This window comes from Micromonospora sp. SD12, from assembly GCF_052068495.1.
GTDB classification, from domain to species: domain Bacteria; phylum Actinomycetota; class Actinomycetes; order Mycobacteriales; family Micromonosporaceae; genus Micromonospora; species Micromonospora echinofusca.
This window is the reverse complement of record NZ_JBQHDF010000003.1, coordinates 394,516-420,943: the sequence shown is the minus strand read 5'-3', so window position 1 is coordinate 420,943 and position 26,428 is coordinate 394,516. Positions and strand designations below refer to the sequence as shown.

Annotated in this window: 24 protein-coding genes; 16 read left to right on the top strand and 8 right to left on the bottom strand. The window is 74.0% G+C overall.

The window, feature by feature from the left end:
• The first annotated feature begins 42 nt into the window (after positions 1-42).
• Both ACTMS2_RS08875 and ACTMS2_RS08870 read left to right on the top strand, forming a co-directional pair.
• On the top strand, positions 43-603 hold the full coding sequence (locus ACTMS2_RS08875; RefSeq protein WP_441174972.1) for an NUDIX domain-containing protein: 561 nt from the start codon (positions 43-45) through the stop codon (positions 601-603).
• An 85-nt stretch (positions 604-688) separates the two neighbouring features.
• A complete protein-coding gene (locus ACTMS2_RS08870; RefSeq protein ID WP_441174971.1) occupies positions 689-1,297 on the top strand; it encodes a class I SAM-dependent DNA methyltransferase in 609 nt (202 codons plus the stop codon).
• An 85-nt stretch (positions 1,298-1,382) separates the two neighbouring features.
• Here ACTMS2_RS08870 and ACTMS2_RS08865 read toward each other — a convergent pair whose 3' ends face one another.
• Positions 1,383-1,649: a helix-turn-helix domain-containing protein gene (locus ACTMS2_RS08865; RefSeq protein WP_357659457.1), complete on the bottom strand. Its 267-nt coding sequence runs from the start codon at positions 1,647-1,649 to the stop codon at positions 1,383-1,385.
• A gap of 89 nt (positions 1,650-1,738) precedes the next feature.
• On the opposite strand from ACTMS2_RS08865, the gene map reads away from it, so the two are divergent.
• The 4 genes from map (at position 1,739) to ACTMS2_RS08845 (ending at position 5,039) form a co-directional block, all read left to right on the top strand.
• A complete protein-coding gene (map, locus tag ACTMS2_RS08860; RefSeq protein ID WP_441174970.1) occupies positions 1,739-2,557 on the top strand; it encodes a type I methionyl aminopeptidase in 819 nt (272 codons plus the stop codon).
• A 169-nt stretch (positions 2,558-2,726) separates the two neighbouring features.
• Positions 2,727-3,401 carry a phosphotransferase gene (locus ACTMS2_RS08855; protein WP_441174969.1) on the top strand — a complete coding sequence of 225 codons (675 nt, stop codon included), beginning with the start codon at positions 2,727-2,729 and terminating at the stop codon, positions 3,399-3,401.
• A 142-nt stretch (positions 3,402-3,543) separates the two neighbouring features.
• Complete coding sequence (locus ACTMS2_RS08850; RefSeq protein ID WP_441174968.1) at positions 3,544-4,005, top strand: hypothetical protein; 462 nt, start codon at positions 3,544-3,546, stop codon at positions 4,003-4,005.
• Positions 4,006-4,172: 167 nt separating this feature from the next.
• Positions 4,173-5,039 carry an AraC family transcriptional regulator gene (locus tag ACTMS2_RS08845; protein ID WP_088999097.1) on the top strand — a complete coding sequence of 289 codons (867 nt, stop codon included), beginning with the start codon at positions 4,173-4,175 and terminating at the stop codon, positions 5,037-5,039.
• On the opposite strand, the gene ACTMS2_RS08840 is transcribed toward ACTMS2_RS08845, so the two are convergent.
• The 3 genes from ACTMS2_RS08840 to ACTMS2_RS08830 all read right to left on the bottom strand — a co-directional run bounded on the left by ACTMS2_RS08840 (position 5,029) and on the right by ACTMS2_RS08830 (position 7,796).
• Positions 5,029-5,886: a nucleotidyltransferase domain-containing protein gene (locus ACTMS2_RS08840; RefSeq protein WP_441174967.1), complete on the bottom strand. Its 858-nt coding sequence runs from the start codon at positions 5,884-5,886 to the stop codon at positions 5,029-5,031. The two genes, ACTMS2_RS08845 and ACTMS2_RS08840, sit on opposite strands and share 11 nt — an antisense overlap.
• Positions 5,879-6,376, bottom strand: coding sequence for an NUDIX hydrolase (locus ACTMS2_RS08835; RefSeq protein WP_441174966.1), 498 nt, complete (start codon positions 6,374-6,376; stop codon positions 5,879-5,881). The genes ACTMS2_RS08840 and ACTMS2_RS08835 overlap by 8 nt, the downstream gene beginning before the upstream one ends.
• Positions 6,377-6,737: 361 nt before the next feature.
• A complete protein-coding gene (locus tag ACTMS2_RS08830; protein ID WP_441174965.1) occupies positions 6,738-7,796 on the bottom strand; it encodes a hypothetical protein in 1,059 nt (352 codons plus the stop codon).
• A gap of 74 nt (positions 7,797-7,870) precedes the next feature.
• On the opposite strand from ACTMS2_RS08830, the gene ACTMS2_RS08825 reads away from it, so the two are divergent.
• On the top strand, positions 7,871-9,304 hold the full coding sequence (locus ACTMS2_RS08825; protein ID WP_441174964.1) for an RNB domain-containing ribonuclease: 1,434 nt from the start codon (positions 7,871-7,873) through the stop codon (positions 9,302-9,304).
• 196 nt (positions 9,305-9,500) lie between these two features.
• The gene (npdG, locus tag ACTMS2_RS08820) at positions 9,501-10,199 is read left to right on the top strand and encodes an NADPH-dependent F420 reductase (protein WP_441174963.1); all 699 of its coding nucleotides are present in this window, start codon (positions 9,501-9,503) and stop codon (positions 10,197-10,199) included.
• 134 nt (positions 10,200-10,333) lie between these two features.
• Here npdG and panB read toward each other — a convergent pair whose 3' ends face one another.
• A complete protein-coding gene (panB, locus tag ACTMS2_RS08815) occupies positions 10,334-11,179 on the bottom strand; it encodes a 3-methyl-2-oxobutanoate hydroxymethyltransferase (protein WP_441174962.1) in 846 nt (281 codons plus the stop codon).
• 135 nt (positions 11,180-11,314) lie between these two features.
• Positions 11,315-13,075 carry an NAD+ synthase gene (locus ACTMS2_RS08810; protein ID WP_441174961.1) on the bottom strand — a complete coding sequence of 587 codons (1,761 nt, stop codon included), beginning with the start codon at positions 13,073-13,075 and terminating at the stop codon, positions 11,315-11,317.
• Between the two features lie 188 nt (positions 13,076-13,263).
• Here ACTMS2_RS08810 and glnA point away from each other — a divergent pair, with 188 nt between their 5' ends.
• The 5 genes from glnA (at position 13,264) to ACTMS2_RS08785 (ending at position 19,741) form a co-directional block, all read left to right on the top strand.
• Positions 13,264-14,613, top strand: a complete 1,350-nt coding sequence (gene glnA / locus ACTMS2_RS08805; RefSeq protein WP_357723539.1) for a type I glutamate--ammonia ligase — start codon at positions 13,264-13,266, stop codon at positions 14,611-14,613.
• An 89-nt stretch (positions 14,614-14,702) separates the two neighbouring features.
• Complete coding sequence (locus ACTMS2_RS08800) at positions 14,703-15,128, top strand: DUF350 domain-containing protein (protein WP_101412099.1); 426 nt, start codon at positions 14,703-14,705, stop codon at positions 15,126-15,128.
• A 36-nt stretch (positions 15,129-15,164) separates the two neighbouring features.
• On the top strand, positions 15,165-15,860 hold the full coding sequence (locus tag ACTMS2_RS08795; RefSeq protein WP_441174960.1) for a helix-turn-helix transcriptional regulator: 696 nt from the start codon (positions 15,165-15,167) through the stop codon (positions 15,858-15,860).
• Between the two features lie 71 nt (positions 15,861-15,931).
• Entirely contained in the window at positions 15,932-19,321 is a 3,390-nt protein-coding gene (locus tag ACTMS2_RS08790; RefSeq protein WP_441174959.1) for an NACHT domain-containing protein, read from the top strand.
• Positions 19,322-19,363: 42 nt separating this feature from the next.
• A complete protein-coding gene (locus ACTMS2_RS08785; protein ID WP_363625676.1) occupies positions 19,364-19,741 on the top strand; it encodes a VOC family protein in 378 nt (125 codons plus the stop codon).
• A 58-nt stretch (positions 19,742-19,799) separates the two neighbouring features.
• On the opposite strand, the gene ACTMS2_RS08780 is transcribed toward ACTMS2_RS08785, so the two are convergent.
• Positions 19,800-20,276: a hypothetical protein gene (locus ACTMS2_RS08780; RefSeq protein ID WP_441174958.1), complete on the bottom strand. Its 477-nt coding sequence runs from the start codon at positions 20,274-20,276 to the stop codon at positions 19,800-19,802.
• Positions 20,277-20,484: 208 nt separating this feature from the next.
• Between ACTMS2_RS08780 and ACTMS2_RS08775 the strand changes: the two genes are divergently transcribed.
• A complete protein-coding gene (locus ACTMS2_RS08775) occupies positions 20,485-21,369 on the top strand; it encodes a Vgb family protein (protein WP_441174957.1) in 885 nt (294 codons plus the stop codon).
• An 18-nt stretch (positions 21,370-21,387) separates the two neighbouring features.
• Here the strand turns inward: ACTMS2_RS08775 and ACTMS2_RS08770 are convergent, their stop codons facing one another.
• Positions 21,388-22,263, bottom strand: coding sequence for a S66 peptidase family protein (locus ACTMS2_RS08770; protein WP_441175144.1), 876 nt, complete (start codon positions 22,261-22,263; stop codon positions 21,388-21,390).
• Positions 22,264-22,562: 299 nt separating this feature from the next.
• On the opposite strand from ACTMS2_RS08770, the gene ACTMS2_RS08765 reads away from it, so the two are divergent.
• Complete coding sequence (locus tag ACTMS2_RS08765) at positions 22,563-23,330, top strand: type 1 glutamine amidotransferase (protein ID WP_441174956.1); 768 nt, start codon at positions 22,563-22,565, stop codon at positions 23,328-23,330.
• The gene (locus ACTMS2_RS08760; RefSeq protein ID WP_441174955.1) at positions 23,330-26,416 is read left to right on the top strand and encodes a bifunctional [glutamine synthetase] adenylyltransferase/[glutamine synthetase]-adenylyl-L-tyrosine phosphorylase; all 3,087 of its coding nucleotides are present in this window, start codon (positions 23,330-23,332) and stop codon (positions 26,414-26,416) included. The genes ACTMS2_RS08765 and ACTMS2_RS08760 overlap by 1 nt, the downstream gene beginning before the upstream one ends.
• Positions 26,417-26,428: the final 12 nt, after the last annotated feature.

Here is a 26,428-nt window from a genome sequence, read left to right as displayed (position 1 = left end):
CGGCTTGTCGAGCTTGTCCTATCCCTGTGCTCTACTCCCGTCATGCAGGTTGTCGTCACGGGCGCACTCGTTGAAAACGGCGCGGTCCTGCTGGTGCACCGCAGGCCGACCAAACGGGTATACCCAGATGTCTGGGATCTGCCCGGGGGGCTGGTCGAAGCGGGTGAGTCGGAACTACAAGCCCTCGCGCGTGAGATGCACGAGGAGCTCGGTGTTCACATCGCGGCGGAGTCCGCTTCACGGTTGGGCGTCTTGCATACCGGCAGTGGTGAGGATGCCGTTCACGTGGGCGTCTGGCACATCGGAGACTGGGTTGGCTCTCCGACCAACCGTGCACCTGACGAGCATGACGACATCGCATGGGTCGGGATCAGCGAGTTGGGCGGCCTTCCCCTCGTGCATGGCGTCTTGGCGGCAATGGTCCGTTCTCTGCCTGAGTTTGAGCACCGAGGAGTCAAGGCTGGCTGTCGTGCATGTACTGGGACGGATTCGTCAAGCATCAGGCACGCCGACCCCGGGACCGCGCCGGTGTCGTGCGGCTACGCGACGAACCGGCCGGTGCTGCCAAGCCCCGCAACTCGATCGGATCGGTCATGGTCGTGACGGTAGTGCCGCTGACGGCCACGCGCGGCCCGGCCGCCGGTCCCGAGCTTGCTTCTCCACACCCGAGAGCTCATATAGTCGTGCGGTGAACGTCGAGCAGGTTCGTCAGGCGTACGGCTCGGTCGCGGAGCTCTACATCGAGCTGTTCGGCACGAGTCAGCAGGTGGACCCCGGCGACCTGGCCTTCATCGGCCGGCATCTGGCCGGCCGGCCCGGCCCGGTGCTCGATCTGGGCTGCGGGCCCGGCCACATCACCGGCTACCTGCGTTCGCTGGGCGTCGACGCGACGGGCATCGACATCGTCCCCGAGTTCATCGCCCACGCGCGGGCGGCCCACCCGGACGGTCGGTATCGGCTCGGGTCGATGCGCGACCTCGACGTCGTCGACCACTCCGTCGCCGGCATCCTGGCCTGGTACTCGGTGATCCACGTACCGCCGCAGGATCTCGACGGCGTGCTCGCCGACTTCCGGCGGGCGATGTCCCCGGCCGGGACGTTGGTGCTCGGCTTCTTCGACGGCGAAGAGGTGGCCGCGTTCGACCACAAGGTCGTGACCGCCTACCGGTGGCCCGTCGACGAGGTCTCCGAGCGACTGACGCGAGCCGGCTTCAAGGAGGTCGAGCGCGTACGGCGGCCCAGCGATGGCACTCATCGGCCGCACGCCGCCATCGCGGCAACCGCCACCGAAGGGTGAGCGCACCCGTGCTCGATCGGCGGCGTGACCGCTGCCCGTCGGCTGAGAGGCGCGTACCGAAGCGCCTGCCCTGGGCGGCTGGCCCCTAGGACGCCTGGCGGACGGGCGTGTCGGCCAGCCAGACGTCGGCCAGGTCGCTGAGGGGAATGTCGAGGGCCTGGCTGAGGCCGACCACGGTGCCGAACGCCGGTGCGGGGAGGCGGCCCGCCTCGATCTTGCGCAGAGTCTCGGGGGAGATGCCGGCTGCCAGGGCCACCTCGACGAGGCTGCGGCCGGCCCGCGCGGCCCGCAGGGCGCCTCCGAGGCGCTGGCCCGCGGCGATCTGTTCGGCGGTGAGTGGTTGGCGAACCATGCCAGCAGGATATCCCTCCGGGACGCCCCGACCAGGCGTGGTATAAAAATACCGGTATAGAAATACCGTACGTGGAGGGGGAGGCTGTCGTGATCGAGCTCAAGTCCGCCGAGGAGATCGGCCGGATGGCGGTGGCCGGCCAGTTCGTCGGCGAGTTGCTCGCCGAGTTGGGTGGTGTCGCCGCGGTTGGCGTCAACCTGATGGACCTTGAACACCACGCCCGTCGCCGGATCGCCGAGCGCGGCGCCGAATCCTGCTACTGGGACTACGCGCCGTCGTTCGGCCGGGGCCCGTTCCGCAACGTGCTGTGCCTGTCGGTCAACGACGCGGTGCTGCACGGCCTGCCGCACGACTACGTGCTGCGCGACGGCGACCTGCTCAGCATCGACATGGCGCTCGGCATCGACGGCTGGAACGCCGACTCCGCGCTCTCCGTCGTCGTCGGCACCCCCGACCCGGCCGACCTGAAGCTGATCGAGGCCACCGAGGTTGCCCTGGAGGCCGGCATCGCCGCCGCCCAGCCCGGCGGCCGCCTCGGCGACATCTCCGCCGCGATCGGCGCGGTCGCCCACTCCTACGGCTACAGCGTCAACGGCGAGTTCGGCGGCCACGGCATCGGGCGCACCATGCACGAGGCCCCGCACGTCGCCAACAGCGGCCGCGCCGGCCGTGGCATGAAACTGCAACCCGGCCTCACCGTCGCCATCGAGCCCTGGTTCTGCCGCTCCACCAACAAGATCAAGTTCGACGGGGACGGCTGGACGATCCGCTCCGCCGACGGCTCCCGCACCGCCCACTCCGAACACACGGTCGCCGTCACCGCCTCCGGCCCCCAGGTCCTGACCCGCCGTCCCACTGACGGCGGCACCCCGGCCGACCCCACCATGAGGCCGGCCTCAGCCTGCTGACCACTGCCTGCCGTCGGGGCGACTCAGGGCATTCCGGGCCTGCCTTGGCCGAGAAGGGTGCGCGGATCATGACGGCGGCGCGCAACGTCGGCTCGCTGCCGCGCCAGCTTCCGGTTCCGCCCCCGGCCCGCAGCCCCGATCAAGAGCGTCGCCGGATTCGAGATCCCTGATGACTGGGTACTGTCGCGGTATGGAATCGGCCCCTCTGGCGTCGGGTCGAGACGCTGACGTCTTCGTCATCGACGATCGACGCGTCCTCCGCCGTTACCGCGAGGGTGGGGACGTTGCGGCTGAGGCCGTAGTCATGGCGTACGTGGCGAGTCTTGGCTTCCCTGTGCCCACGGTCCACCGGGCACAAGGGGCCGATCTCGTCATGGAACGACTGGACGGGCCCACCATGCTGTCGGCATTCCTCGCCGGCGAGCTCGACGCCGTGGAAACGGCCAGTTGCCTGGCGGATCTGCATCACCGACTGCACGCGTTGCCGCCCCGGCTCAGCGACGGCGGGGACGTCCGGATCCTGCACCTCGACCTGCACCCGGAGAACGTCATGCTGACGTCACGCGGGCCGGTCGTGATCGACTGGCGCAACGCGGCCGAGGGGCCGGCAGACCTCGACGTCGCGCTCACCGCGGTCATCCTCGCCCAGGTGGCCGTCGAGGGGGCGCATCCTCTGGCGTCGTCGGCCGCGACCCTGCTGGACGCCTTCCTGGAATGCGTCGGCGGCAGTGCGCTGACCGCGCTGGACCAGGCCGTAGCCAGACGGCGGACCGATCCGGCACTCACCGGCACTGAGCGGGAGCGGCTCGACGCCGCTGCCGCTCTCATCACTGGTCGCCGGTGAAGCCGGCAGCCGAGAGGCGCTGACGGGCAGCGCCGGAAGCTGCCGCGAGCAACGGGAGGGCGCCGCCGACGAGGCGTACGGTCGCACGTCCGCCTGCGATCGGTCGCCGCACCCCGGTCGGTCGGGAGCATAGGATCCGGCAATGATCGACGAGTCGTTGGATCACGGCGCGCCGCCCGATGGGCGGGAGCCGCTGCGACGGCCGCCCGCGATCGTCGTGAGCACGCTGCTGCTGGCGTTCTGGTGGGCGTACACGCTCGCCGTGGACGTCGCGCTGCTCGGCGAGGTCGGTGGCGTCGGGAACTGGTTCGCCCTGGTCTGTTGCACCGGTGCGGTCGCAGTCGTGCTCCGTGGGCTCTGGCGCGGCGGCCCGACGGCGTGGCGGGTGGTGCACAGGTTCGCCGCGCCGGTCGCCCTCGCGTTCCTGACCGGGGCCGGAATCATGCTGCTCTTCGGACCGCGCCTCGGGTCGCTGATCACGGCTCCGGTCGATCCGGCCCTCATCGCGGCGCTGGCGGGCGGGCTGTTGGCGGTACTGGCGCTGGCGGCGAGCGGACTCCTGGTCCGCACCACGCCGGCCCGTGCCTGGTGCGGCCGCCGCTGAGGCCTCGAACCGCGTAGCGACGTCGCCCCTCAGGCGCACCGTCACGGTCAGTCCCGGCGGGGCCCGTCCGGACGGCCGGCGGGACCGACCGATCCGGGCACAGCATGTCGGGTCGGGCACCCTCCCGCGCGCCTAGCGTTGCTGATCGGAAAGGGAAGGAGAACCGGGTGCTGGAGCGGCTCAACCAGGCCATGGAGCACATCGAGCGGCACCTCGACCAGCAGATCGAGGTGGCCGAGCTGGCGCGGATCGCGGTGACGTCGGAGTACCACTTCCGCCGGCTCTTCTCCGCGCTGGCAGGCGTGGGCCTGTCCGAGTACGTCCGGCGTCGGCGGCTCACCGTCGCCGGCGGGGAGGTGCTCGCGGGAAGACGGACGCTGCTCGACATCGCCGTCCGCTACGGCTACGGCTCCACCGAGGCGTTCGCCCGGGCGTTCCACGCCGTGCACGGCGTGGGCCCCGGCGAGGCCAGGCGTACGGGGGCGGCGCTGCGCTCCCAGCCCCGGATGTCCTTCCGACTCGTCGTCGAAGGGAGCAGCAGCATGCGATACCGGATCGTGCAGAAGGACGGGTTCCAGCTGGTGGGCCGCAAGGCCCGGGTGCCGCTGGTGCACGAGGGGATGAACCCGGCGATCGTCGCCTTCGTCAAGGGCATCCCCCCGGAGACCGTACGCCGGATCGAGGCCCTGTCCGACCAGGAGCCGCAGGGCATCGTCAACGTCAGCGCCAACGTGGCCGACGGTCGGGCGGAGGGCACCGAGCTGGACTACTGGTACGGCGTGGTGACGGGCGCGGACGCGCCGGAGGACCTGGACGCGCTGGCCGTGCCGGCGGGCGCCTGGGCGGTCTTCGAGACCTCCGGGGCGTTCCCGCAGGCGGTGCAGTACCTGTGGCGCGACGTGTTCACCCAGTGGTTCCCGTCCAACCCGTACCGCAGCCGGCCGGGGCCGGAGATCTCCCGCACCCGCCTGTCGGCGGACGGCACGGAGGCCGACGCGGAACTCTGGATCCCGGTGGAGCCCGTCACCGGCTGATCTCGTCCAGCACCCGGCGCTGGAAGGCGCGGGCCTCGGGTCCGCTCGGCGGGGGCCCGCCGGCCCGCGCCGCGATCGACCGTTCGATCACGCCCACGGCCCCGCCGTCACCGATCACGCCCACGGCCCCGCCGTCACCGGCCGCGTAGGCGGGTTGCCCGGCGGCGGTCGGTGCGGCCAGCCGGGCGTCGGCGACCAGCCGGCGGCCGGCGTCGACCTTCGACAGCCAGACGCCGTGGCGGACCCTGACCAGGGAGCGGCAGGCACCGAGCACCGCGTCCTCGGCCCCCGGGGCGGGACCGTCGCCGGGCGGGGTCGGCAGCGCCAGCCACCAGCGCAGCGCGTCGGTCAGCAGGCGACGCAGGTCGGCGGGGGAGAGGTCGGCGAAGGCCTCGGCCGCAGGCGGCCCGAGCAGGGCGAGCCCGCTCTGGTGCAGGATGCTGCGGTCCAGGCCGTACCAGAACAGGCCGTCCTCGACGGGCCGGTCGGCGGCGGCCCACGTCGCCCGGAACGGCATCCGCGCGCCGGTGTTCAGCTCGACCTCGAAACCAGGCTCCGGCGTGCCGGAGCGGGCGACCTCCCGTCGGTAGACGACCAGCTCCAGCCCACGCGCGGGGCAGGGCAGCGCCTCGTGCCGCAGCCGTGCCACCAGCTCCCGCCTGCGCCCGGCGTCGAGGGCGTCGGCGCAGACCAGCGCGACGTCGACGTCGCTGCGCCCCGGTTGGTACGCGCCCAGCCCGACCGAGCCGGCCGCGTACGCCCCGACGAGGTCGTCGCCGAGGACGTCGCGGGCGGCGGCGACCAGGTCGGTGAGGTAGCGGCGCAGGGGCGGGTCGAGGTCATTCATCGGACTCGGCCCAGGCCGTCCCGGCGGGCAGGAACCAGGCGGTCGGCTCCGCGTCGAGGGCGTGCGCGACGGTCAGCCGGGCGTGCCGGTCCAGCGGGGGCAGCCGGTCCGGGTGGAACCACTCCACGGCCACCGACTCGTCGTCGTTGACCCGGGCGGTGCCGGCGACCAGCCGGCAGTGGAAGCCGAGGTTGAAGAACTCGCAGCGGTCGCCGTTGGGATAGGTGTGCGGATGCGACACGACGCTGCTCAGGCGGACCGGCTCGACCTCCAGGCCCGTCTCCTCCCGCACCTCGCGCACCACCGCCGTGGCCGGCTGCTCGCCCGGCTCGACGATGCCGCTGACCACCGACCAGCGCCCGTCGTCGGCGCGCCTGCCGAGCAGCAGTTCGCCGGCGTCGTTGCGCACCACCGCGCTCACGCTCGGCAACAGCAGCAGGTCGTGGCCGACGCGTTCGCGCAGCCGCAGGATGTGGTCCGGAACGCCCATCCGGCGACCCTAACCGGCCCCGGGACGGCGGAGCGGGCCGCGTCGCCCCGACAGGCTGATCTCCCGGGCCGCCCGCGCGTACTCCTTCGCCAGCTCGGCGTCGACGCGGGCCCCCCGGGGTGCTCGGCAGGCACCGGCGACCCTGTTTCCGCAGTTCCAGCCCCTGCCGGCGGGAGCACGTCTACTGTGGAGAACATCGGCGACTTGTGGTGTTCCGGTGGCGGCCGGGTGGTTCGCGGTGCACAGTGATCCCATGAGCGACAGCGGAAACGGTGGGCACTTCTACTGGTGCACCCGTCACCACCGGGTCGAGACCGATGCCGACGTGTGCCCCGCCAGGCACGTTCTCGGGCCGTACGCCTCAGCCGCCGACGCGGAGAACGCCCTGCAGACGGTGCGGGAGCGCAACGAAGCGTGGGAGGCCGAGGACGCCCGCTGGGCCGGGGAGGACAGATAGTCGGCGCGGGACGGCCCGCGCCGAGGTACGCGGTGCTCCGCGAGCGCGAGAGCACGTCCCCAGGAAGGGAACCGAGATGGCCGAAGCACAGCAGGCCACCACCCGCCCGGCCGCCAGACGCACGACCGCCAGGAAGACCGCCGCGGCGGAGCGGACCGCGGGTACGACGCGGACCGCGCGCCCGGCCGCCACGTCCACGGCGGCGAAGAAGGCGCCCGCGACGAAGGCGGCGGGCGGTGCGGGGCGGGCCCCGGCGAAGAAGACCACCGCCGCGAAGGCGCCCGCGAAGAAGGCGCCCGCGAAGAAGGCGCCCGCGAAGAAGGCGGCGAGCAGGACCGCCACGGCGGCGAAGAAGACGACGGCCGCGGCGAAGAAGGCGACCACCAACGCCGCGAAGAAGGCCCCCGCCGCGGCGAAGCGGACGACGGCGGCGGCCAGGAGCACGACGGCGAAGAAGACGACGTCGGCGAAGACGCCCGCCCGGCAGGCGGCGACGAAGGCCGCGACCACGGCGAGGAAGACCACCGCGCCGGCGAAGAAGGCCCCCGCCAGGACCACCGGCAAGGTCGCCTCGGCGACGAAGAAGACCACCACGGCGGCGAAGGCCCCCGCGAAGAAGGCCACGACCGCCGCGAAGGCCCCCGCGAAGAAGGCCACGACGGCGGCGAAGGCCCCCGCGAAGAAGGCCACCGCCAAGAAGACGACGCCGGCCAGGAAAACGGCCACCACCCGGCCCACCGGCGGCGCCCGCAAGGCCGCCGCGACGAAGGCCCCCGCCAGGAAGGCCACGGCGACCTCCTCGGCGACCACCCGCAAGGCGGCGGCGAAGAAGGCCCCGGCGAAGCAGACGACCGTCGCCAAGGCGCCGGCCAAGAAGGTCACCGCCCGCAAGGCACCCGCCCCGGCGACCCCGGCGCGGGCCACCGCCCCCCGGGGCGTACGGGCGAGCGCGCGCCGGGCCACCGGCTGACCGTGACGCGGGACGGGCGGCGCTCGTCGGGAAGCGGATCATCCGCCACACTGTCAGGATTGACCCCGTGGTGATCCGACGCGTACTCGCACCCCGCATCGACTTCGGCGCGCTGCGCCGCGAACTGGGTCTGCCCGAGGGGTTCCCAGCCGCGGCGCAGCGCGAGGCCGACGCCGCGGCGGCCACGCCGCCCCGGCCCGCCGCCGACCGCACCGAGGTGCCGTTCGTCACCCTCGACCCCGAGGGCTCCCGCGACCTCGACCAGGCCATGCACCTCGCCCGCCGCCCCGGTGGCGGCTTCCGGGTGACGTACGCCATCGCCGACGTCGCCGCGCACGTGCGCCCCGGCGGGGCGCTGGAGGAGGAGACCTGGCGGCGCGGGCAGACCGTCTACCTGCCCGACGGCACCGTGCCGTTGCATCCCGAGACCCTCAGCGAGGGCGCGGCGAGCCTCCTGCCGGACGTCGACCGCGCCGCCGTCGTGTGGACCGTCGACCTGGACGGCGACGGCGGCACCGTCGGGGTCACGCTGGAACGCGCGCTGGTCCGCAGCCGGGCCAAGCTGGACTACATCGGCGTGCAGGCGGCCGCCGACGCCGGCCGGCTGCCCGACCCGATCGCCCTGCTGCCCGAGATCGGGGCCCTGCTCACCGCCCGTGGCCTGCGCCGGGGCGCCATCAACCTGCCGCTGCCCGAGCAGGACGTGGAGGCCGAGGGCGACGGCTGGCGGCTGGTGCTGCGCGGGCCGGTGCCGATGGAGGAGCACAACGCCCAGATCTCGCTGCTGACCGGGATGGCCGCCGCCGACATCATGCTGGCCGGGGGGATCGGTCTGCTGCGTACGATGCCGGCGCCGAAGCCCGAGGCGGTGGCGCGGCTGCGGGCCGCCGCCGCCCCGCTGGGCGTGCGCTGGCCGGACGGCGCCGGCCCCGGCGAGGTGATCGCCGGGCTGGACCCGTCGCAGCCCCGGGCCGCCGCCTTCGTCGACCAGGCCGCCGAGCTGATGCGGGGCGCCGCGTACACGGCCTTCGACGGCTCGCCGCCCGAGCAGCGGGAGCACGGCGGGGTCGCGGCCGCGTACGCCCATGTCACGGCGCCGCTGCGGCGACTGGCCGACCGGTACGCCACGGAGGTCTGCCTGGCCCTGCACGAGGGCCGTGCGGTGCCCGACTGGGCCCGCGCGGCGCTGCCCCGGCTGCCGGAGGTGATGGCCACGACCGACCGGGTGGCGTCGACGGCCACCCGGGGCGCGATCGAGCTGGCCGAGGCGGTGCTGCTGGAGCACCGGGTGGGCGAGACCTTCGACGCGGCGGTGCTCGACGTCGACGCGTCCCCGGACGGCAAGGCCCGCCCGGGCCGCCGGCCCGGTGGCACCGTGGCGCTGGACGACCCGCCGGTGCGCGCCCGCTGCCTCGGCGACCTGCCGCTCGGTGAACGGGTCCGGGTCCGCCTGGTCACCGCCGACCCCGCCACCCGCGCGGTGGCCTTCGAACTGGCCTGATCCCGCCGGCCCGCTCGCCCCCTGCGCGGGTGGCTGCCAGGCGGGGCCCGATCCCGGGGCCCGCTCGCCCCCTGCGTGGTGGCCGCCGGGCTGGTCCGGTTCCCGCCGATGGCGGCTGCCCGGCACTGCTGCGGCAGCGGGGATTGTCACAGCGCCCGCCGCTGCCGCCGGCCTGCGGGTTTGCGAGGATGACGGCATGGCTTACGACGCGAGCACGCTGCCCGACGTGTCCGGGCTGACCGTCGGCATCATCGGCGGCACCGGCGACCAGGGGAGGGGCCTCGCCTACCGGTTCGCCCGGGCCGGCCAGTCCGTGCTGATCGGGTCCCGTACCGCCGATCGGGCCGTCCAGTCCGCCCAGGAGATCGCGGCCCTGCCCGGCGTGCCCGCCGAAGCCCGGGTGACCGGCGCCGGCAACGAGGAGGTGGCCCGGCGCAGCGACGTGGTCATCATCGCGGTGCCGTGGGACGGGCACGCCGCCACCGTCGCCGCCCTCGCCGAGCCGCTCGCCGGCAAGATCGTCGTCGACTGCGTCAACCCGCTCGGCTTCGACAAGCAGGGCCCGTACGCCCTCGCCGTGCCGGAGGGCAGCGCCGTGCAGCAGGCCGCCGGGCTGCTGCCCGACTCGCGGGTCTGCGCCGCGTTCAACCACGTCAGCGCCCCGCTGCTGGCCGACCCGGAGATCGACCGGATCGACCTCGACGTGCTGATCTGCACCGAGGACCGCGAGCTGGTCGGCGTGGTCGCCGCGCTCGCCGCGCGGATCCCCGGCATGCGCGGCATCTACGCCGGCCGGCTGCGCAACGCCCACCAGATCGAGGCGTTCACCGCCAACCTGATCGCCATCAACAAGCGCTACAAGGCGCACGCGGGCATCCGCGTCACCGACCTCTGACGACACCCGCCTGCCCGCACGCCTCGCCTCGCCTCGCCTCGCCTCGCCTCGCCCGAGATCTTGGTAGGAAACGGCCCCCTGAGGGGCCATCCCATACCAAGATCTCGGGCGAGTGGGGCCGCCCGTCGAGCGGCTCAGAAGGTGTGCTCGGCGGCGGGGAAGTCGCCGCCCCGGACCTCGTCGGCGAAGCGCCGGGTCGCGTCGGTCAGGGCACCCGCCAGGTCGGCGTAGCGCTTCACGAAGCGCGGCGCCCTGCCGGTACGCAGGCCGGCCATGTCCTGCCAGACCAGCACCTGCGCGTCGGTGTCGGCGCCGGCGCCGATGCCCACGGTCGGGATCGGCAGCTCCGCCGTGATCCGCTTGGCCACCTGCCCTGGCACCATCTCCAGCACCACGGCGAACGCGCCCGCCTCGGCGACCGCGTGGGCGTCGGCGATCACGTCGTCGGCCGTGTCGCCGCGCCCCTGCACCCGGTAGCCGCCGATGGCGTGCTCGCTCTGCGGGGTGAAGCCGACGTGCGCCATCACCGGGATGCCCGCGCCGGTGATGGCGGCGATCTGCGCCGCGCAGCGCCGGCCGCCCTCCAGCTTCACCGCGTGGCAGCCACCCTCCTTCATGAACCGCACGGCGGTACGCAGCGCCTGCGTGGGGCCCTCCTCGTACGAGCCGAACGGCAGGTCGCCGACGACCAGCGCGTGCCGGGTCGCCCGGACCACCGCGCGCACCAGCGGGAGCAGTTCCTCGGCGGTCACCGGCACCGTCGTCTCGTAGCCGAAGACGTTGTTCGCCGCCGAGTCGCCGACCAGCAGCACCGGGATGCCGGCCTGGTCGAAGATCGAGGCGGTGTACTGGTCGTACGAGGTCAGCATCGGCCACCGCTCGCCGCGCTCCTTGGCGGCGATCAGGTCGCGGGTGCGTACCCGCCGGGTGGCCGGGCCGCCGTAGAGGGCGGTCACCTCGGACGGGGTGGACTCCACCATGACTCTCTCCTTCCTCGAGGCCGCGTACGCGGTCCCCGGGTTCCGCCGCGATCGTCGCACCCGACGACCGGCCGGCGGCAGAGCGCAGTGGAGGATGTCACTCCCGGGCCGCCGCCGGCCCGGGAGCGACCCGGCTCAGCCGTCCTCGCGCCACCGGTTCGTGATCGGCAGCCGCCGGTCCCGCCCGAAGGCCTTCATCGAGATCTTCGCGCCCGGCGCGGACTGGCGGCGCTTGTACTCGGCGGTATCCACCATCCGCAGCACCCGGTCGACGACGGCCGGGTCGTGGCCGGAGGCGACCAGCCCGTCGCGGCCCAGGTCGCCGTCGACGTAGCCGATCAGGATCGGGTCCAGCACGTCGTAGTCGGGCAGCGTGTCGCTGTCGAGTTGGCCCGGGCTCAGCTCGGCGCTCGGCGGCTTGCCGATGGAGTTCTCCGGGATCGGCGGGGTCTCGCCCCGGCGGGCAGCATCCGCGTTGCGCCACTTCGCCAGCCGCCACACCAGCGTCTTCCAGACGTCCTTGACCGGGTTGAAGCCGCCGACCGAGTCGCCGTAGAGGGTGGAGTAGCCGACCGCCAGCTCGCTCTTGTTGCCGGTGGTCAGCACCAGGTGCCCCTCCTGGTTCGACAGCGCCATCAGGATCACCCCGCGTACCCGCGCCTGGAGGTTCTCCACGGAGACCCCGGAGAGCGACATGTTCGCCAGGAAGGTGTCCACCATCGGCTGGATCGGCTCGACCCGGTAGTCCAGCCCGGTCCGCTTCGCCAGGTCGGCCGCGTCCTCCCGGCTGTGCTCCGAGGAGTGCTGGCTGGGCAGCGACACGCCGACCACCCGGTCGGGCCCGAGCGCGTCGACGGCCAGCGCGGCCACCACCGCCGAGTCGATGCCGCCGGAGAGGCCCAGCACCACCGAGGGGAACCGGTTCTTGTTCACGTAGTCGCGCAGGCCCAGCACGAGCGCCTGCCACACCTCGGCCTCGTCGGCGACCGGGGCGATCGTCCCGCCGGTGACGGCGGGCCCGGTGGGCGCGGGCGGGATGTCGCCGGCCTCGGCGCGGACCACCCGCATCCCGTCCGCCAGCACCTGCTCCGGGGCGCCCTGCTCCCCGGCCGCGGGCAGCTCCACGTCGTGCACCAGCAGGTGCTCGACGAACTGCGGGGCCCGCGCCAGCAGTTCGCCGTCGGCGGCCACGATCATCGAGTCGCCCTCGAAGACCAGCTCGTCCTGGCCGCCGACCATGTTGACGTACGCGATCGTCGCCCCGGCCTCGGCGGCCCGGCGCTGGACCAGCGGCAGCCGGACGTCGTCCTTGTTCAGCTCGTACGGCGAGCCGTTGACGCACAGGACCAGGCCGACGCCGGCCTGACGGGCGGCGGCGAACGGACCGCCGGCCTGCCACAGGTCCTCACAGATGGTCAGCGCCACGTCAACCCCGCCCACGCGCGCGACGCTCAGGGCGTCGCCGGAGACGAAGTAGCGGTCCTCGTCGAAGACGCCGTAGTTGGGCAGGTGGTGCTTGAAGTAGGTGGCGACGATCCGACCGTGGTGCAGCAGGGCAGCCGCGTTGCGGGCCCCGCGTCCGGGCTCGGCGTCGCCGCTGACCTGCGGCGGGCCGTCGGCGTCGAGGTAGCCGACCAGCACCGGCAGCGCGCCCAGCCCGTCGGCGTCGAGATCGGCGGCGAGGCGCTCCAGCGCGGCCTTCGACGCGGCGACGAAGGACCGGCGGAAGACCAGGTCCTCGACCGGATAGCCGGTCAGCATCATCTCCGGGAACGCGACGATCTGGGCGCTGGCGTCGGCGGCCCGGCGGGTCCAGTCACGGACCAGGCCGGAATTGCCGGCGAGGTCGCCGACGGTCGGGTTGACCTGGCACAGGGCGAGACGCAGGGTGGGCATGTCCTCATCTTGCCCCAGCCGGTCGGACCCGACACGGCGGGCGGCGTGCCACGGCGGGAGCCGCGGGACAGGACGGGACGCCGGCCGGCCGGTCGCGTAACGTCGGCGTAACGAGGCGGGTGGACACTGGTCGGTCAGGCCGGGTCAGCCCCGGCCGCAGGTGCGCAACGGTGTCGCGAGGGGTGGAAGTGGACCGTCAGCAGGAGTTCGTCCTCCGTACGCTGGAAGAGCGGGACATCCGGTTCGTCCGGCTGTGGTTCACCGACGTGCTGGGCACGCTCAAGAGCGTGTCGGTGGCCCCCGCCGAGCTGGAGGCGGCCTTCGAGGAGGGCATCGGGTTCGACGGCTCGGCGATCGAGGGCTTCGCCCGGGTCTTCGAGTCCGACATGGTGGCCATGCCCGACCCGACCACCTTCCAGGTCTTCCCGTTCGAGGGCGGGGTCAGCGGCGAGAGCGCCCGGATGTTCTGCGACATCCTGCTGCCCGACGGCGGCCCGTCCTGGGCCGACCCGCGCCACGTGCTACGCCGGGCGCTGTCGAAGGCCGCCGAGAAGGGCTTCACCTTCTACACCCACCCCGAGATCGAGTTCTTCCTGCTCGAGAACGGTCCGCTGGACGGCTCGGTGCCGGTCCCGGTCGACACCGGCGGCTACTTCGAGCACACGACCCACGCCGTGGCACGCGACTTCCGCCGCCAGGCCGTGCTGGCGCTGGAGCGCATCGGCATCTCGGTGGAGTTCAGCCACCACGAGGTGGCCCCCGGGCAGCAGGAGATCGACCTGCGCTACGCCGACGCGCTCACCACGGCCGACAACATCATGACGTTCCGGCACGTGGTCAAGGAGGTGGCGCTCTCCACCGGCGTGCAGGCCACCTTCATGCCGAAGCCGTTCACCGACCAGCCGGGCAGCGGCATGCACACCCACCTGTCGCTGTTCGAGGGGGAGCGCAACGCGTTCCACGACGCCGGCGACCCGATGAAGCTGTCCAAGGTGGCGCGGGCGTTCATCGCCGGGCTGCTGGTGCACGCCCGGGAGTACACGGCCGTCACCAACCAATGGGTCAACTCCTACAAGCGGCTGTTCCCGCAGGCGCTGCCGGACCGGGTGACCGAGAGCCCCGCGTACGTCTGCTGGGGTCACCTGAACCGGTCGGCGCTGGTCCGGGTCCCCGCCTACGGCAAGCCGAACTCGGCCCGGGTGGAGGTCCGCTCGCCGGACTCGGCGGCGAACCCCTACCTGGCCTTCGCGGTGCTGCTCGGCGCCGGGATGAAGGGCATCGAGGAGGGCTACGAGCTGCCGCCGGGCGCGGAGGACGACGTGTGGTCGCTGACCAGCGCCGAGCGTCGGGCGATGGGCTACGAGCCGCTGCCGGAGAACCTCGCCGAGGCGATCGACGTGATGGCCGGCTCCGAGCTGGTCGCCGAGGTGCTCGGCGAGCACGTCTTCGACTTCTTCCTGCGCAACAAGCGGGCCGAGTGGGAGCAGTACCGCCGCGAGGTCACCCCCTACGAGCGGCAGCGCTACCTGTCGCTGTAGGGCGAGGGCTGCCGTGCTGGCGCGGTGCCGCTATCGTCTCGGTCACCGCGCCGGCATCCCCGCCGGGCGCAGAGTTCGGGAGGCAGTCGGTGCTGGAAGACCTGCTCAGCGGAGCATGGCAGAGCGTGGTGTTCGGGGTCGTCGGGGTGGCCCTGATGGCGGCCGGGTTCGGGCTGGTCGACATGCTCACTCCGGGCCGGCTGCGGGAGCTGATCTGGGTACGCCGTAACGGCAACGCCGCGCTGCTGCTCGCCGCCAACCAGCTCGGCATCGCCGGGATCGTGTTCACCGCGATCCTGACCAGCTACAGCGACTTCGCCAAGGGCCTCGCCTCGACGGTGGTCTTCGGCCTGGTCGGCCTGGCCATCATGGCACTGGCGTTCTTCGTGCTGGACCTGCTGACCCCGGGCAAGCTCGGCGAGATCATCTGCTCGGACGAGCCGCACCCGGCGGCCCGGGTCAGCGCCGCCACGCACTTCGGCGCCGCGCTGATCGTCTGCGCCTGCATCGCCTGAGCCGCTCCCGTCACACCCGCGTCGTAGGTTGCGGGGGTGAACCGGACGGACCGTCTCTACGCCCTGGTCGAGGAGCTGCGCGCCGTGTCACCACGGCCGCGCAGCGCCCGCTGGCTCGCCGACCGCTTCGAGGTGAGCACCCGCACGATCGAGCGTGACATCGGCGCCCTCCAGGAGTCGGGCGTGCCGATCTGGGCCGAGCCGGGCCGCACCGGCGGCTACGCGCTCGACCGGGCCCGCACCCTGCCACCGGTCAACCTCACCCCCGTCGAGGCGGTCGCCATGGCGGTGGCGTTGCACCGGATGCGCGGCACGCCGTTCGCCGCCGCGACCGGCACCGCCCTGCGCAAGCTGATCTCCGTGATGCCCGCTGCCGACGCCGCCGAGGCGCACCGGCTCGCCGCCCGGGTGCACCTGATCGGCGATGGGCCGGTGGCACCCGTCCCGGCCGCCGTCGCCGACGCGGTGCGTGCGCGCCGCGTGCTGCGCATCCGCTACGCCGACCGCGCGGGCGCCGGCTCGCTGCGCGACGTGGAACCGCTGGGCTACCTCGGCAACCCTCGGCACTGGTACCTGCTGGGCTGGTGCCGGCTGCGCGACGGCATCCGCGCCTTCCGCACCGACCGGATCACCTCGGTCACGACGCTGGCGGAGAGGGTGCCGGAACGCGAGCTGGCCGCCGACGACATCGACATCCCCACGGAGCGGGTCCGCCGGCTCAGCCTGGTCTGACCATGGGACAGCGCGGCCCTCCCGCGCACGGCATGCTGTCCCTTCCGCATGTTCCCGCAGGAGGTCACCACGTGCCCGACGCGCTCAGCTACGCCGACGCCGTACGCCTGCTCGGCGGGGAGAAGAGCAGGGTCGTCGACTGGTTCGACAAGCTGACTGGAGGGGCCCTGCTGGCCGCCTCGGTGCCGGTGCCGGCGCTGCTGGGGATCTTCGACGCGAAGGCGGAGTTCGTCCGGCTCGGCCACGAGCTGGTACGCGGCGTGTCCGAGAAGCGCTCCGGGCTGTCCCGGTACCACCGCACGCAGCGCCTGGAGGCGGCGCACGCCGTCATCGCGGTGACCGCCTTCTTCGAGGTGATGAGCGAGATCGACCTGCCCTTCGACGTAGCGAGCGCCCGGATCAGCAAGGCCGAGCAGTTGTCGTTGGCCGGCTCAGGAGCGGTGCACGAGGCGGCCCTCACCGACGCGTTCTTCGCCACCGCGGCGCCGCTGCCCGGCCCGCAACTGCCCTATCCCGCGTTCCGCCATTCCCTGGTCGCCTACTACGGCGGGCTCGTCGGCCGGCTGCTGCACCTCCTACGCGGCCTGGCCGCGTGGGAGGCCGTCGAAGAATGGCGGCGACAGGCGACGGAGGAGATGCTGCTCCGGCTGCCCAGGACCGCCGCCGACCGGCACCGCGACCTGCTGACCCAGCTCGCGGTGGACTACGTCGAGGTGGCGTTCTGGATCGGCCTGCACGAGCACGAGGCGACCCGGACGCAGGTGCGCGCCCTCTCGGTGGGGCTGGACGAGATGCGGCAGGCCCTGGTCGCCCTCTCCGCGGGGAGCCCGCCCGACGGCCGTCGGGCGGCGCTCGCCGTGGCGTACAGCGCGGAGCTGGGACGGCCGATCATCTCGTCCGGGGACGTGCCGACCGGGCTGACGGTGCCGACGCTCGGCGAGGCGTACGTGCCGCCGCTGTGCCGGATCGAGGAGTTGCCCGCCCACGCGCGACCGAGTGACGAGGCGTGGTGGGACGGGCGGCCGTTGCGTGACGACCTGTGGCAGTCCCTGGTCGTGCACCTCACCTCGCCGAACGCCACCCGCGCCCCGCTGCTGGTGCTCGGCCAGCCGGGCTCCGGCAAGTCGGTGCTGACCCGGGTCCTCGCCGCGCAGCTGCCGGCTGCCGACTTCATGGTGGTGCGGGTGGTGCTGCGAGACGTCCACGCCGCCGGGGAGCTCCAGGACCAGATCGAGCAGGCGGTCCGTAACGACACCGGGGAGCGGGTGGACTGGCCCGGCCTGTCCAGGTCGGCCGGTGACGCCCTGCCGGTCGTGCTGCTCGACGGCTTCGACGAGTTGCTCCAGGCCACCGGGGTCAGCCAGACCGACTACCTGCGCCGGGTGGCGGCCTTCCAACGGCGCGAGGCCGATCAGGGACGGCCGGTGGCGGTGCTGGTGACCAGCCGTACCAGCGTCGCCGACCGGGCGCAGCCGCCGCCCGGCACGGTGGCGGTGCGGCTGGAGCCGTTCGACGGCGAGCGGGTACGGGCCTGGACTGCCACCTGGAACCGGGTCAACGCCGGGGCGTTCCGCGCGCTCGGCGTACAGCCGCTGGAGCCGGCGACGGTGCTGGCCCACCGTGAGCTGGCCGAACAGCCGCTGTTGCTGCTGATGCTGGCGCTCTACGACGCCGAGGGCAACGACCTGCGATCGGCCGGCGAGCTGGGCCGGGGCGAGCTCTACGAGCGCCTGCTGCGCAGCTTCGCCCGCCGCGAGGTCATGAAGCACCGGCCGGGCCTGTCCGAGCGGGACCTGGACCGGGCGACGGAGGACGAGCTGCGCAGGTTGTCGATCGTGGCGTTCGGCATGTTCAACCGGGGCGTCCAGTGGGTCACCGAGAACGGCTTCGAGTCGGATCTCGCCGCGCTGCCGTTCCTGGGCAGCCGTCCGGCGGCAGTCGCGACCGACGGACACCTGCGTACCCCGCTGCGACCTGCCGAGATCGTCCTGGGCCGCTTCTTCTTCGTGCACCGCTCACAGGCGATGCGAGACGAGAGCCGGGCCAGCACCTACGAGTTCCTGCACGCCACCTTCGGTGAGTTCCTGATCGCCCGGACGACCGCGCTGGTGCTGGACGACCTGGCGGCCCGGGAGGCGAGCGCCCTGCTGGGGGCCACGCCGACGGACGACGATCCGCTCCACGCCCTGCTGTCCTTCGCGACACTGACCGGACGCACCCCGATCGTCACCTTCCTCACCGAGATCCTGACGTCGTGGGGCGAAAGCCGGCGGGACGCCGTCGTCGACCTGCTGCTGCGCCTGTTCCGGGCGGCGCCCGACCGGCGACCGGCTCGCCGCTTCGAGTCGTATGAGCCTCGGCAGTTGTCGGTTCCGGCACGCCACGCGGTGTACGGCGTGAACCTGCTCGTGCTGCTGCTCGCCGCACGCGGTCAACTGCGGGCAAGCGAACTCCACCCGGACAGCGGCGACGTGGCGTCCGGGTGGAACCGACTGGCTCTCTTCTGGCGTTCCCAGCTCAGCGACAGCGAGTACGCCGGCCTGTTGGGCGTCGTGCGGGTCGAGCGGGCGTGGACGGGAACGCGACGGGATCTGCTCCTCTCCATCGGAGAAGGTCGGGACGAGTCGCCGCCACCGACGGGCGACCCCGGTTGGTTCGTCACCGGCTCCAGGGACGACAGCCATTCGGAGGTAGACGCGGCGAGCTACTACCTGACGACCGGAACTGACTTCGCCCTGTTCGCTCGGACCGCGCACTTCGAGTGCGACCCGGATCTCGACACGGCGCTGCACGCGCTGGGACCGCTGGGCCATCCGCTCGACGCGCTCGGCGGCTTCTGGACCTTCCCGGACGGCGACCGGTCGGAAGCCCGGCTCCTGCTCGACGTGTCGCTTCTGCCGATCCTCGGCGCGGGGGCTCGGGAGCGGGAGCGGGCCTACCAACGCCTGCTGGCCATCGTGGAGGAGCCGGACGAGACACCGCAACTGCCGGTGGCGGAGTTCGTGCTGGATCGGATCTCGACCGACCCCGGGTTGTCCGCCGCGTTCGTCGCCGATGTGCTGTGTCTTCTCCAAGAGGACGTGACGCTCGTCGGCTCCCTGCTGGCGTCGGCCGCCCGTTGCGTTCTTACCTTCCTCGGCCGCGACCGGGAGACCGACGTCAGGCTGGCTGAGCAGGCCGACCGCCTGATCGCCGGCGCACAGTGGTTTGCCGCCGCTGGCGGCAGTCCGCTCGACTGGCTCGACACCGACACCGCGGAGTTGGTCGCCCGCACGTACGAGGCGGGCGTGCGGCGGTATCCGGTGTCGGTGGCCGAAGCGGCGAGTTTCCGCGCCCGCCACGGATCGCGTCGCCCCGACCTGGTCCACCGGTTGATTCCGCTCACCGCCCCGTCCGAGGAGCGGTCCGGTCGCAAACACCGACAGGACGGTGTCGCGGACGGGGCGGAGGCTGACTCCTGACGGCGCCGGCCGAACGGCCGGCGCGCGAACGGGAGGCGACACATGTCCACGATCACCAGCGGGGTCAACTGGTTCGAGGTCGGCACGGACCGGCCGGAGGAGACCGGGCGCTTCTACACCGACCTGTTCGGCTGGGCGTTCGGCGAGCAGGGGACGCCGGAGGCGTCGTACCGGGTGACGGAGCCGGGGCCGGAGGGATCCATCCAGGGCGCGGTCCGGGACACCGGCGGAACGAGCCCGAACTACGCCATCTTCTACGTGCAGGTGGCCGACGTGGCCGACGCCGCCCGACGGGCGGAGGCGGCAGGCGGCAAGGTGCTGGTGCCGCCGAGGTCCAACGACAACGGGCTCACCTTCGCCCACCTGGCCGACCCGGTCGGCAACCACTTCGGCGTCTACGCCCCGCCGCCGCAGGCCTGAGCAGACCCGGCCGGGTCGCCGTCCGCCCCGGCCGGGTCGCCGGGACGGACGGCGTACGTCACCTGCCGGCCGGTCCGCCGTGCCCGCCCCGGCCGCCCGGTCCGGGCAGGACGCCCGCCTCGGCGGCGGCGGTGACGGCGTCGGCCTGCTCCTGGGTGAGCTTGCCGTCCTCGACGGCCTGCGCCAGGCGCTCCTTCATCGCGGCCTGCCGGTCGGGGGAGTCGCCCTTGCCGGGCCCGTCGCCCTTCTCGGGCCGGTCGGCCGGCTTGTGCTCCTCGCGTAGCTTCTCCAGCGCGGCCGTCACCTTGTCGGTGTCGACGCCCAGCTCCGCGGCCAGCTTCTCGGCGAACTCAGCCTGCCGGTCGGTGCGCTGCCGCTCGCGGTCGCCGTCCCCGGTGGCGCCGGTGCTGGCGCTCGGCGTCGGGGTGGCACCGTCGGCGGCGAACGCGACCGTCGGGGCGGCGAGGCCCACGCCGAGTACGCCCGCCGCGGCCAGCCCGGCCAGCAGGTGCTTCTTCCTCATGGTGCGGGACATGTCGTCCTCCAGCTCGTCGATGGGTGGTGCGATGACCTCACCGACAGTGACCAGCCGGGCTGGGCGGGAGCCGTGGCGACCCTGTCAGCGAGCTGGCAATCCGGCGGCGCGACCGGACAAACGGGTTGCACCGGCGCGCGGGGGCGGCAAGGGTGTGCGGTCGGTAGGGCCCCCGCCGGGGCGGAGCAGGTGACGGAAGGTGACCCTCTTGACGACGTCCGCGAAGATCCGGGAAGTCCCCCTGACCGGGGCCGGCACCGGCCCGTACGGCATCACGGCCGGCCCCGACGGCGCGCTGTGGCTGACGCTGGTCCACGCCGGCGGGATCGCCCGGGTGGGCGCGGACGGCGAGTTGCGCACGTGGCCGGTGGCGCCCGACAGCCGACCGTTGATCATCACGCCGGGCCCCGACGGCGCCCTCTGGTTCACCCGCTCCGGCGACGACCGGATCGGCCGGATCACCACCGGCGGCGAGCTGAGCGCCGTCGAGCTGCCGGCCGGAACCGGCCCCTGCGGCATCGCCGCCGGGCCCGACGGGGCCCTCTGGTACGCGGCGATGAACGCCGACGCGATCGGTCGGGTCACCGTCGACGGGGAGCGGACGCGGTTCCCGCTGCCGGTGAGCGGCGCGTTCGCCTCGATGGTCGCCGCCGGGCCCGACGAGGCCGTGTGGTTCACGCTCAACCAGGCGAACGCGGTGGGCCGGATCGACATGGCCGGCGAGGTGACCCTGCACGCGCTGCCGACCGAGGGGGCCGCGCCGGTGGGCATCACCGCCGGCGTCGACGGGGCGCTCTGGTTCGTCGAGATCGGCGCCGGTCAGCTCGGCCGGATCACCCCGGACGGGCGGATCACCGAGTACCCGCTGCCGGACCGGTCCGCCCGGCCGCACGCGATCGTCGCCGACCCGGCCGGCGGCTGCTGGTACACGGAGTGGGGCGGCAACCGTATCGGCCACGTCGCCCCGGACGGCACGATCATCACCCACGACCTGCCGACCCCGGCCTCCGAACCCCACGGCCTCACGGTCACCCCGGATGCCGCGGTCTGGGTCGCCCTGGAGACGGGCGCCCTGGCCCACCTGACCCCCTGACGGGGCCGAGTGGGTGGGTCAGCGTACGGCGGGGGTGGCCGTGAGGGTGCCGGTTTCCGTGTCGAGGGTGGCCTCGGTGCCGATCGGGACGCTGAGCTGGCCTGGGCCGTGACCGATCGGGAGACCGCCGAGGACGGGGACGCCGAGGTCGCCGAGGCGCTCGGAGAGCACGTCGGCGACGCCGACCGACCAGCCGTCCGCGCAGTCGGTGAACTGGCCCACCGCCACGCCGGCCAGCCCGTCGAGGGCACCGGCGCGGCGGAGCTGGGTGAGCATCCGGTCGACCTTGTAGGGCGGCTCCTGGACGTCCTCGACGAGCAGGATCGCGCCGGTCAGGTCCGGCATGTCCGGCGTGCCCAGCGACGCCACGATCAGGCAGAGGTTGCCGCCCAGCAGCGGACCGGTGGCCCGCCCGGGTACGCGTACCGCGAAGGTCTCCTCCTCGGCGGCGGCGCTGACCGTGACCGGCTCGGTGGTCATCAGGGCGGCGTGCAGCGACTCGGCCGAACGCAGCGGCGTGCGCTCGGGCGACCACGCCGCCCCCGGGCCGTGCACGCCGGCCAGCCGGGCGCCCCGCCAGAGCGCGAACTGCAACGCGGTGATGTCGGAGAAGCCGGCGACCACCTTCGGGTCCCGGCGTACGGCGGCCATGTCGATCGCGTCGACGACGCGTTGGGCGCCGTAGCCACCCCGGGTGCAGATCACCCCGCGCACCCCCGGATCGGCGAACGCGGTGTTCAGGTCGGCGGCGCGCAGCTCGTCGGCGCCCGCGAGGTAGCCCTGCCGGGCGTACGCGTTCGGCGCCAGCACCGGCCGCAGTCCCCAGCCGGTGAGCAGCTCGACGCCCCGGGCCACCCGTTCCGGCCGGGTCGGCCCGGACGGCGACACCAGCATCACCGTGTCGCCGGGCCGCAGCACCGGCGGTCGTACGGCGGTGGCGGGGCTCGTGCGGGCGTGGTCGGACACAGCGGCTGAGCCTAGTCGCGGCGGGTCAGGCGCCCACGTACCGGTCGGCCCGGTCCGCCGACGGTGCGACGGGTGTGATGACGACGAGCGACCCGGCCGCTCTGGCGGACACCCGCGCCGCCCTGTCCCGGATGCTCGACGCGCTGCGCGCCCCCTGAGCCGAACACCCGCCGCGCCCGGCGGAGGCGTTCCGGGGTGCGTCGGGGGCACCGGCTAGCCTCGACGTCGTGGCTACCGCGCTGGTGATCGAGAACGACCCGACCGACGACGTCCGCCGGCTGGGGGAGTGGCTGACGGAAGCCGGCCTCGACCTGTGGGTGGTACGCGCCCACGCCGGTGACGAGATCCCGGCCGACCTGGCGGGATACTCCGCGCTGGTGGTGCTCGGCGGCGCGCTGGCGCCGTACCCGCTGCCCGACGGGTCGCCCGGCGCGCCCTGGCTGCTGGCGCTGGAGGGGCTGCTGCGCAAGGCCGTCCGGCACCGGGTGCCGACCCTCGGCATCTGCCTCGGCGCGCAGCTGCTGGCCACCGCGCACGCCGGCGAGGTCGTACGCAGCCCGAGCGGCCCGGAGGTCGGGCCCTGCGTGGTCGGCAAGCGGGACGCCGCCGACACCGACCCGCTCTTCCGCTACGTTCCGCTGATGCCCGACGTGTTCCAGTGGCACGCCGACGAGATCACCGAGCTGCCCCGGGGCGCCACCCTGCTGGCCGCCTCCACCCGCTATCCCCACCAGGCGTTTCGCCTCGGCGACCGGGCCTGGGGGTTGCAGTTCCACATCGAGTGCGACACCGCGATGATCGCCGACTGGGCCGCCGACTCGACCCTGCTCGCCGAGCTCGATTACGACCCCGACCTGGTGGTGGCGGCCTGCCACGACGTGATGGTCGACGTCGAGGAGGTCTGGCAGCCGTTCGCCGCCCGGTTCGCCGCCCTGGCCCTGGGCGAGCTGGACGACGCCACGCCCCGCCGTAGCCTGCCCCTGCTCGGGCAGTGATGAGCCGGCCGGCCAGGGCCGCGGGACGGCTCGCCCGCTACGGCTTCGGCACCGACGCCACCCGCACCGCCGACCTGCTCGGACCGGACGGGCTCGGGCTGTGGCGGCCGGACGCGCAGGAACCCGCCGACGACCGCGCGGCGGAGCTGCTCGCCGCGCTCTCCCGGGCCGCCGACCCGGACCTGGCGCTGCGCCAGCTGCACCGCCTCGTCGAGGCCGAGCGCCGGGTGGCCGCGAACGGCACCGGCCGCGCCGTCGGTCGTCCCCGGGGGAAGGCCCACGCCGGGACGCCGATCGAGGCCGAGCCTCGGGTGGCCCCGGAGCAGGCGCCCTCGGCGCTGCTGGCGGCGCTCGCCGACGACGCCGGCCTGCGCCGCCGGCTGATCGCCGTCCTCGGCGCCTCCTCCGCGCTCGGCGACCACCTGGTCGCCAACCCCGACCAGTGGCCGGCCCTGCGCACCGCTCCGGACGGGCTGGCGCCGACCGCCGAGGGACGGCTCGACCTGTCCGGCGAGGGGCAGCCGGTGGCGGTGCTGCGCAAGGCGTACCGGCTGGCGCTGCTGCGGATCGCGGCGGCCGACCTGACTGGCGGCCGGGGCCTGGAGCAGACGATGGCGGCGCTCTCCGCGCTGGCCGACGCGACCCTGGCGGCGGCGTACGAGATCGCGGTCGGGGAGCTGCCGGAGGGCACCCCCCGGCCCCGGCTCGCCGTCGTGGCGATGGGCAAGTGCGGTGGCGACGAGCTAAACTACGTCTCCGACGTCGACGTGATCTTCGTGGCTGCCGAGGACGACGACCTCGCGGCGGCCACCACGGTCGCGACCCGGCTGATCCACGTCTGCGGGCTGGTCGCCTGGCCGGTGGACGCGGCGCTGCGCCCGGAGGGCAACCGGGGGCCGCTGGTGCGGACGCTGGCCAGTCACCTCGCCTACTACCGGCGCTGGGCGCGCACCTGGGAGTTCCAGGCGCTGCTCAAGGCGCGGCCGGCGGCCGGCGACCTGGCGCTGGGCCGGGAGTGGATCGACCAGCTCGCCCCGCTGGTGTGGCGGGCCGCCGAGCGGCCCGAGGCGGTCGAGGACGTGCGCGCCATGCGGCGCAGGATCATCGACAACATCCCGCCGAAGGAGCTGGAGCGCGAGATCAAGCGCGGCCCGGGCGGGCTGCGCGACATCGAGTTCGCCGTGCAACTGCTGCAACTGGTGCACGGCCGGGGCGACGAGTCGCTGCGGGTACCGGGCACGATCCCGGCGCTGCGCGCGCTGGTCGCCGGCGGCTACGTCGGGCGGGCCGACGGCGAGGCGCTGCTGCGCGGCTACCGCTTCCTGCGCGGCGTCGAGCACCGCCTCCAGCTCCAGGGGCTGCGCCGCACCCACACCGTGCCGACCGAGCCCGCCGCGCTGCGCTGGCTGGCCGCCGCGCTGGGCCACACCGCCACGCCGGGCCGCAGCGCCGTCGAGGAGTTCCGCGCCGAGTGGGTCACCCACGCGGCCGAGGTACGCCGACTGCACGCCAAGCTGCTCTACCGGCCGCTGCTGGAGTCGGTGGCCCGGGTGCCGGCCGACGGGCTGCGGCTGACCCCCGAGGCGGCCCGGCACCGGTTGGAGATCCTCGGCTTCGCCGACCCCGCCGGGGCGCTGCGTCACCTCCAGGCCCTCACCGGCGGGGTGAGTCGCACCGCCGCCATCCAGCGCACCCTGCTGCCGGTGCTGCTCAGCGAGTTCGCCGACGCCCCCGAGCCCGACCGGGGCCTGCTCAACTACCGGCAGGTCTCCGACAAACTCGGCAGCACGCCCTGGTACCTGCGCCTGCTGCGCGACTCCGGGCCGGTGGCCCGCCGGCTGGCCCGGGTGCTCTCCTCCTCCCGGTACGCCGCCGACCTGCTGGCCCGCGAGCCGGAGGCGCTGCGGCTGCTGGCCGAGGAGAGCGAGCTGACCCCCCGGCCCCGCGCGGTCCTCTGCGAGGGCTTCGCCGCCGCGGCGGCCCGGCACGCCGACCCGGTCGAGGCCACCCGGGCGATCCGCGCGCTGCGCCGCCGGGAACTCGTCCGGATCGCCTGCGCCGACCTGCTGAGCCGGGCCGGCTCGCTGGCCCCGTCGCCGCCCCGGCCCGACGGCGCACGGGCGGCGCTGGGCCTCGCCGACGTGACCGCCGTCGGCACCGCCCTGGCGGACGTCACCGACGCCACCCTGGCCGCCGCGCTGCGGGCCGCCCGGGTCGCCCAACCGCCCGTGCCGGGGCTGCGCTTCGCCGTGATCGGCGTGGGCCGCCTCGGCGGGTACGAGTCGAACTACCTCTCCGACGCCGACGTGCTCTTCGTCTACGACGCGCCGGCCGACGCGGGCGATCGCGCGGCCGGCGCCGCCCGCGCGATCGCCGAGGAGCTGCGCCGGCTGCTCGGCATGCCCGCGCCCGACCCGCCGCTGGGCGTGGACGCCGACCTGCGCCCGGAGGGCCGGCAGGGCCCGCTGGTGCGCAGCCTCGCCGCGTACGCGCAGTACTACGCCCGCTGGTCGAAGGTGTGGGAGGCGCAGGCGCTGCTGCGCGCCCGGTTCGTCTGCGGCGACGCCGATCTCGGCGCCGAGTTCGAGGCGATGGTCGACCCGGTGCGCTACCCGGCCGACGGGCTGAGCCGCGAGCAGGTGGTGGAGATCCGCCGGATCAAGGCGCGGGTGGAGCACGAGCGGCTGCCCCGGGGGGCCGACCCGGCCACCCACACCAAGCTGGGGCGGGGTGGCCTCGCCGACGTCGAGTGGGCGGTGCAGCTGCTCCAGCTCCGGCACGCGGGGGCGATCCCGGCGCTGCGCGGCACGCGTACGCTCGACGCCCTCGCGGCGGCCCGGGACGCGGGCCTGGTCGATCCGACGGACGCCACGGAGATGGCGGCCGGGTGGACGCTGGCCGCGCAGGTCCGCAACGCGCTGATGCTGGTCCGGGGCCGGGAGGGCGACCAGCTGCCCCGGCACGGCGTCGAGTTGGCCGGGGTGGTCCGGCTGCTGGGCCGCGACGACCCCGGCGAGTTCCTCGACGAATATCTGCGCACCTGCCGCCGCTCCCGGACGGCGATGGAACGCGTGCTCGACTCCTGAGCCCGCCGGACG

Bases quoted from the DNA above. Each gene is read 5' to 3' on its own strand.
- ACTMS2_RS08760 (WP_441174955.1), top strand. From the start codon at position 23,330: ATGAGCCGGCCGGCCAGGGCCGCGGGACGGCTCGCCCGCTACGGCTTC.
- ACTMS2_RS08855 (WP_441174969.1), top strand. From the start codon at position 2,727: ATGACTGGGTACTGTCGCGGTATGGAATCGGCCCCTCTGGCGTCGGGT.
- ACTMS2_RS08835 (WP_441174966.1), bottom strand. From the start codon at position 6,376: ATGGGCGTTCCGGACCACATCCTGCGGCTGCGCGAACGCGTCGGCCAC.
- ACTMS2_RS08865 (WP_357659457.1), bottom strand. From the start codon at position 1,649: ATGGTTCGCCAACCACTCACCGCCGAACAGATCGCCGCGGGCCAGCGC.
- ACTMS2_RS08770 (WP_441175144.1), bottom strand. From the start codon at position 22,263: ATGCTGGTGTCGCCGTCCGGGCCGACCCGGCCGGAACGGGTGGCCCGG.
- panB (WP_441174962.1), bottom strand. From the start codon at position 11,179: ATGGTGGAGTCCACCCCGTCCGAGGTGACCGCCCTCTACGGCGGCCCG.
- ACTMS2_RS08850 (WP_441174968.1), top strand. From the start codon at position 3,544: ATGATCGACGAGTCGTTGGATCACGGCGCGCCGCCCGATGGGCGGGAG.
- ACTMS2_RS08875 (WP_441174972.1), top strand. From the start codon at position 43: ATGCAGGTTGTCGTCACGGGCGCACTCGTTGAAAACGGCGCGGTCCTG.
- ACTMS2_RS08840 (WP_441174967.1), bottom strand. From the start codon at position 5,886: ATGAATGACCTCGACCCGCCCCTGCGCCGCTACCTCACCGACCTGGTC.
- ACTMS2_RS08810 (WP_441174961.1), bottom strand. From the start codon at position 13,075: ATGCCCACCCTGCGTCTCGCCCTGTGCCAGGTCAACCCGACCGTCGGC.
- ACTMS2_RS08785 (WP_363625676.1), top strand. From the start codon at position 19,364: ATGTCCACGATCACCAGCGGGGTCAACTGGTTCGAGGTCGGCACGGAC.
- npdG (WP_441174963.1), top strand. From the start codon at position 9,501: ATGGCTTACGACGCGAGCACGCTGCCCGACGTGTCCGGGCTGACCGTC.
- ACTMS2_RS08780 (WP_441174958.1), bottom strand. From the start codon at position 20,276: ATGTCCCGCACCATGAGGAAGAAGCACCTGCTGGCCGGGCTGGCCGCG.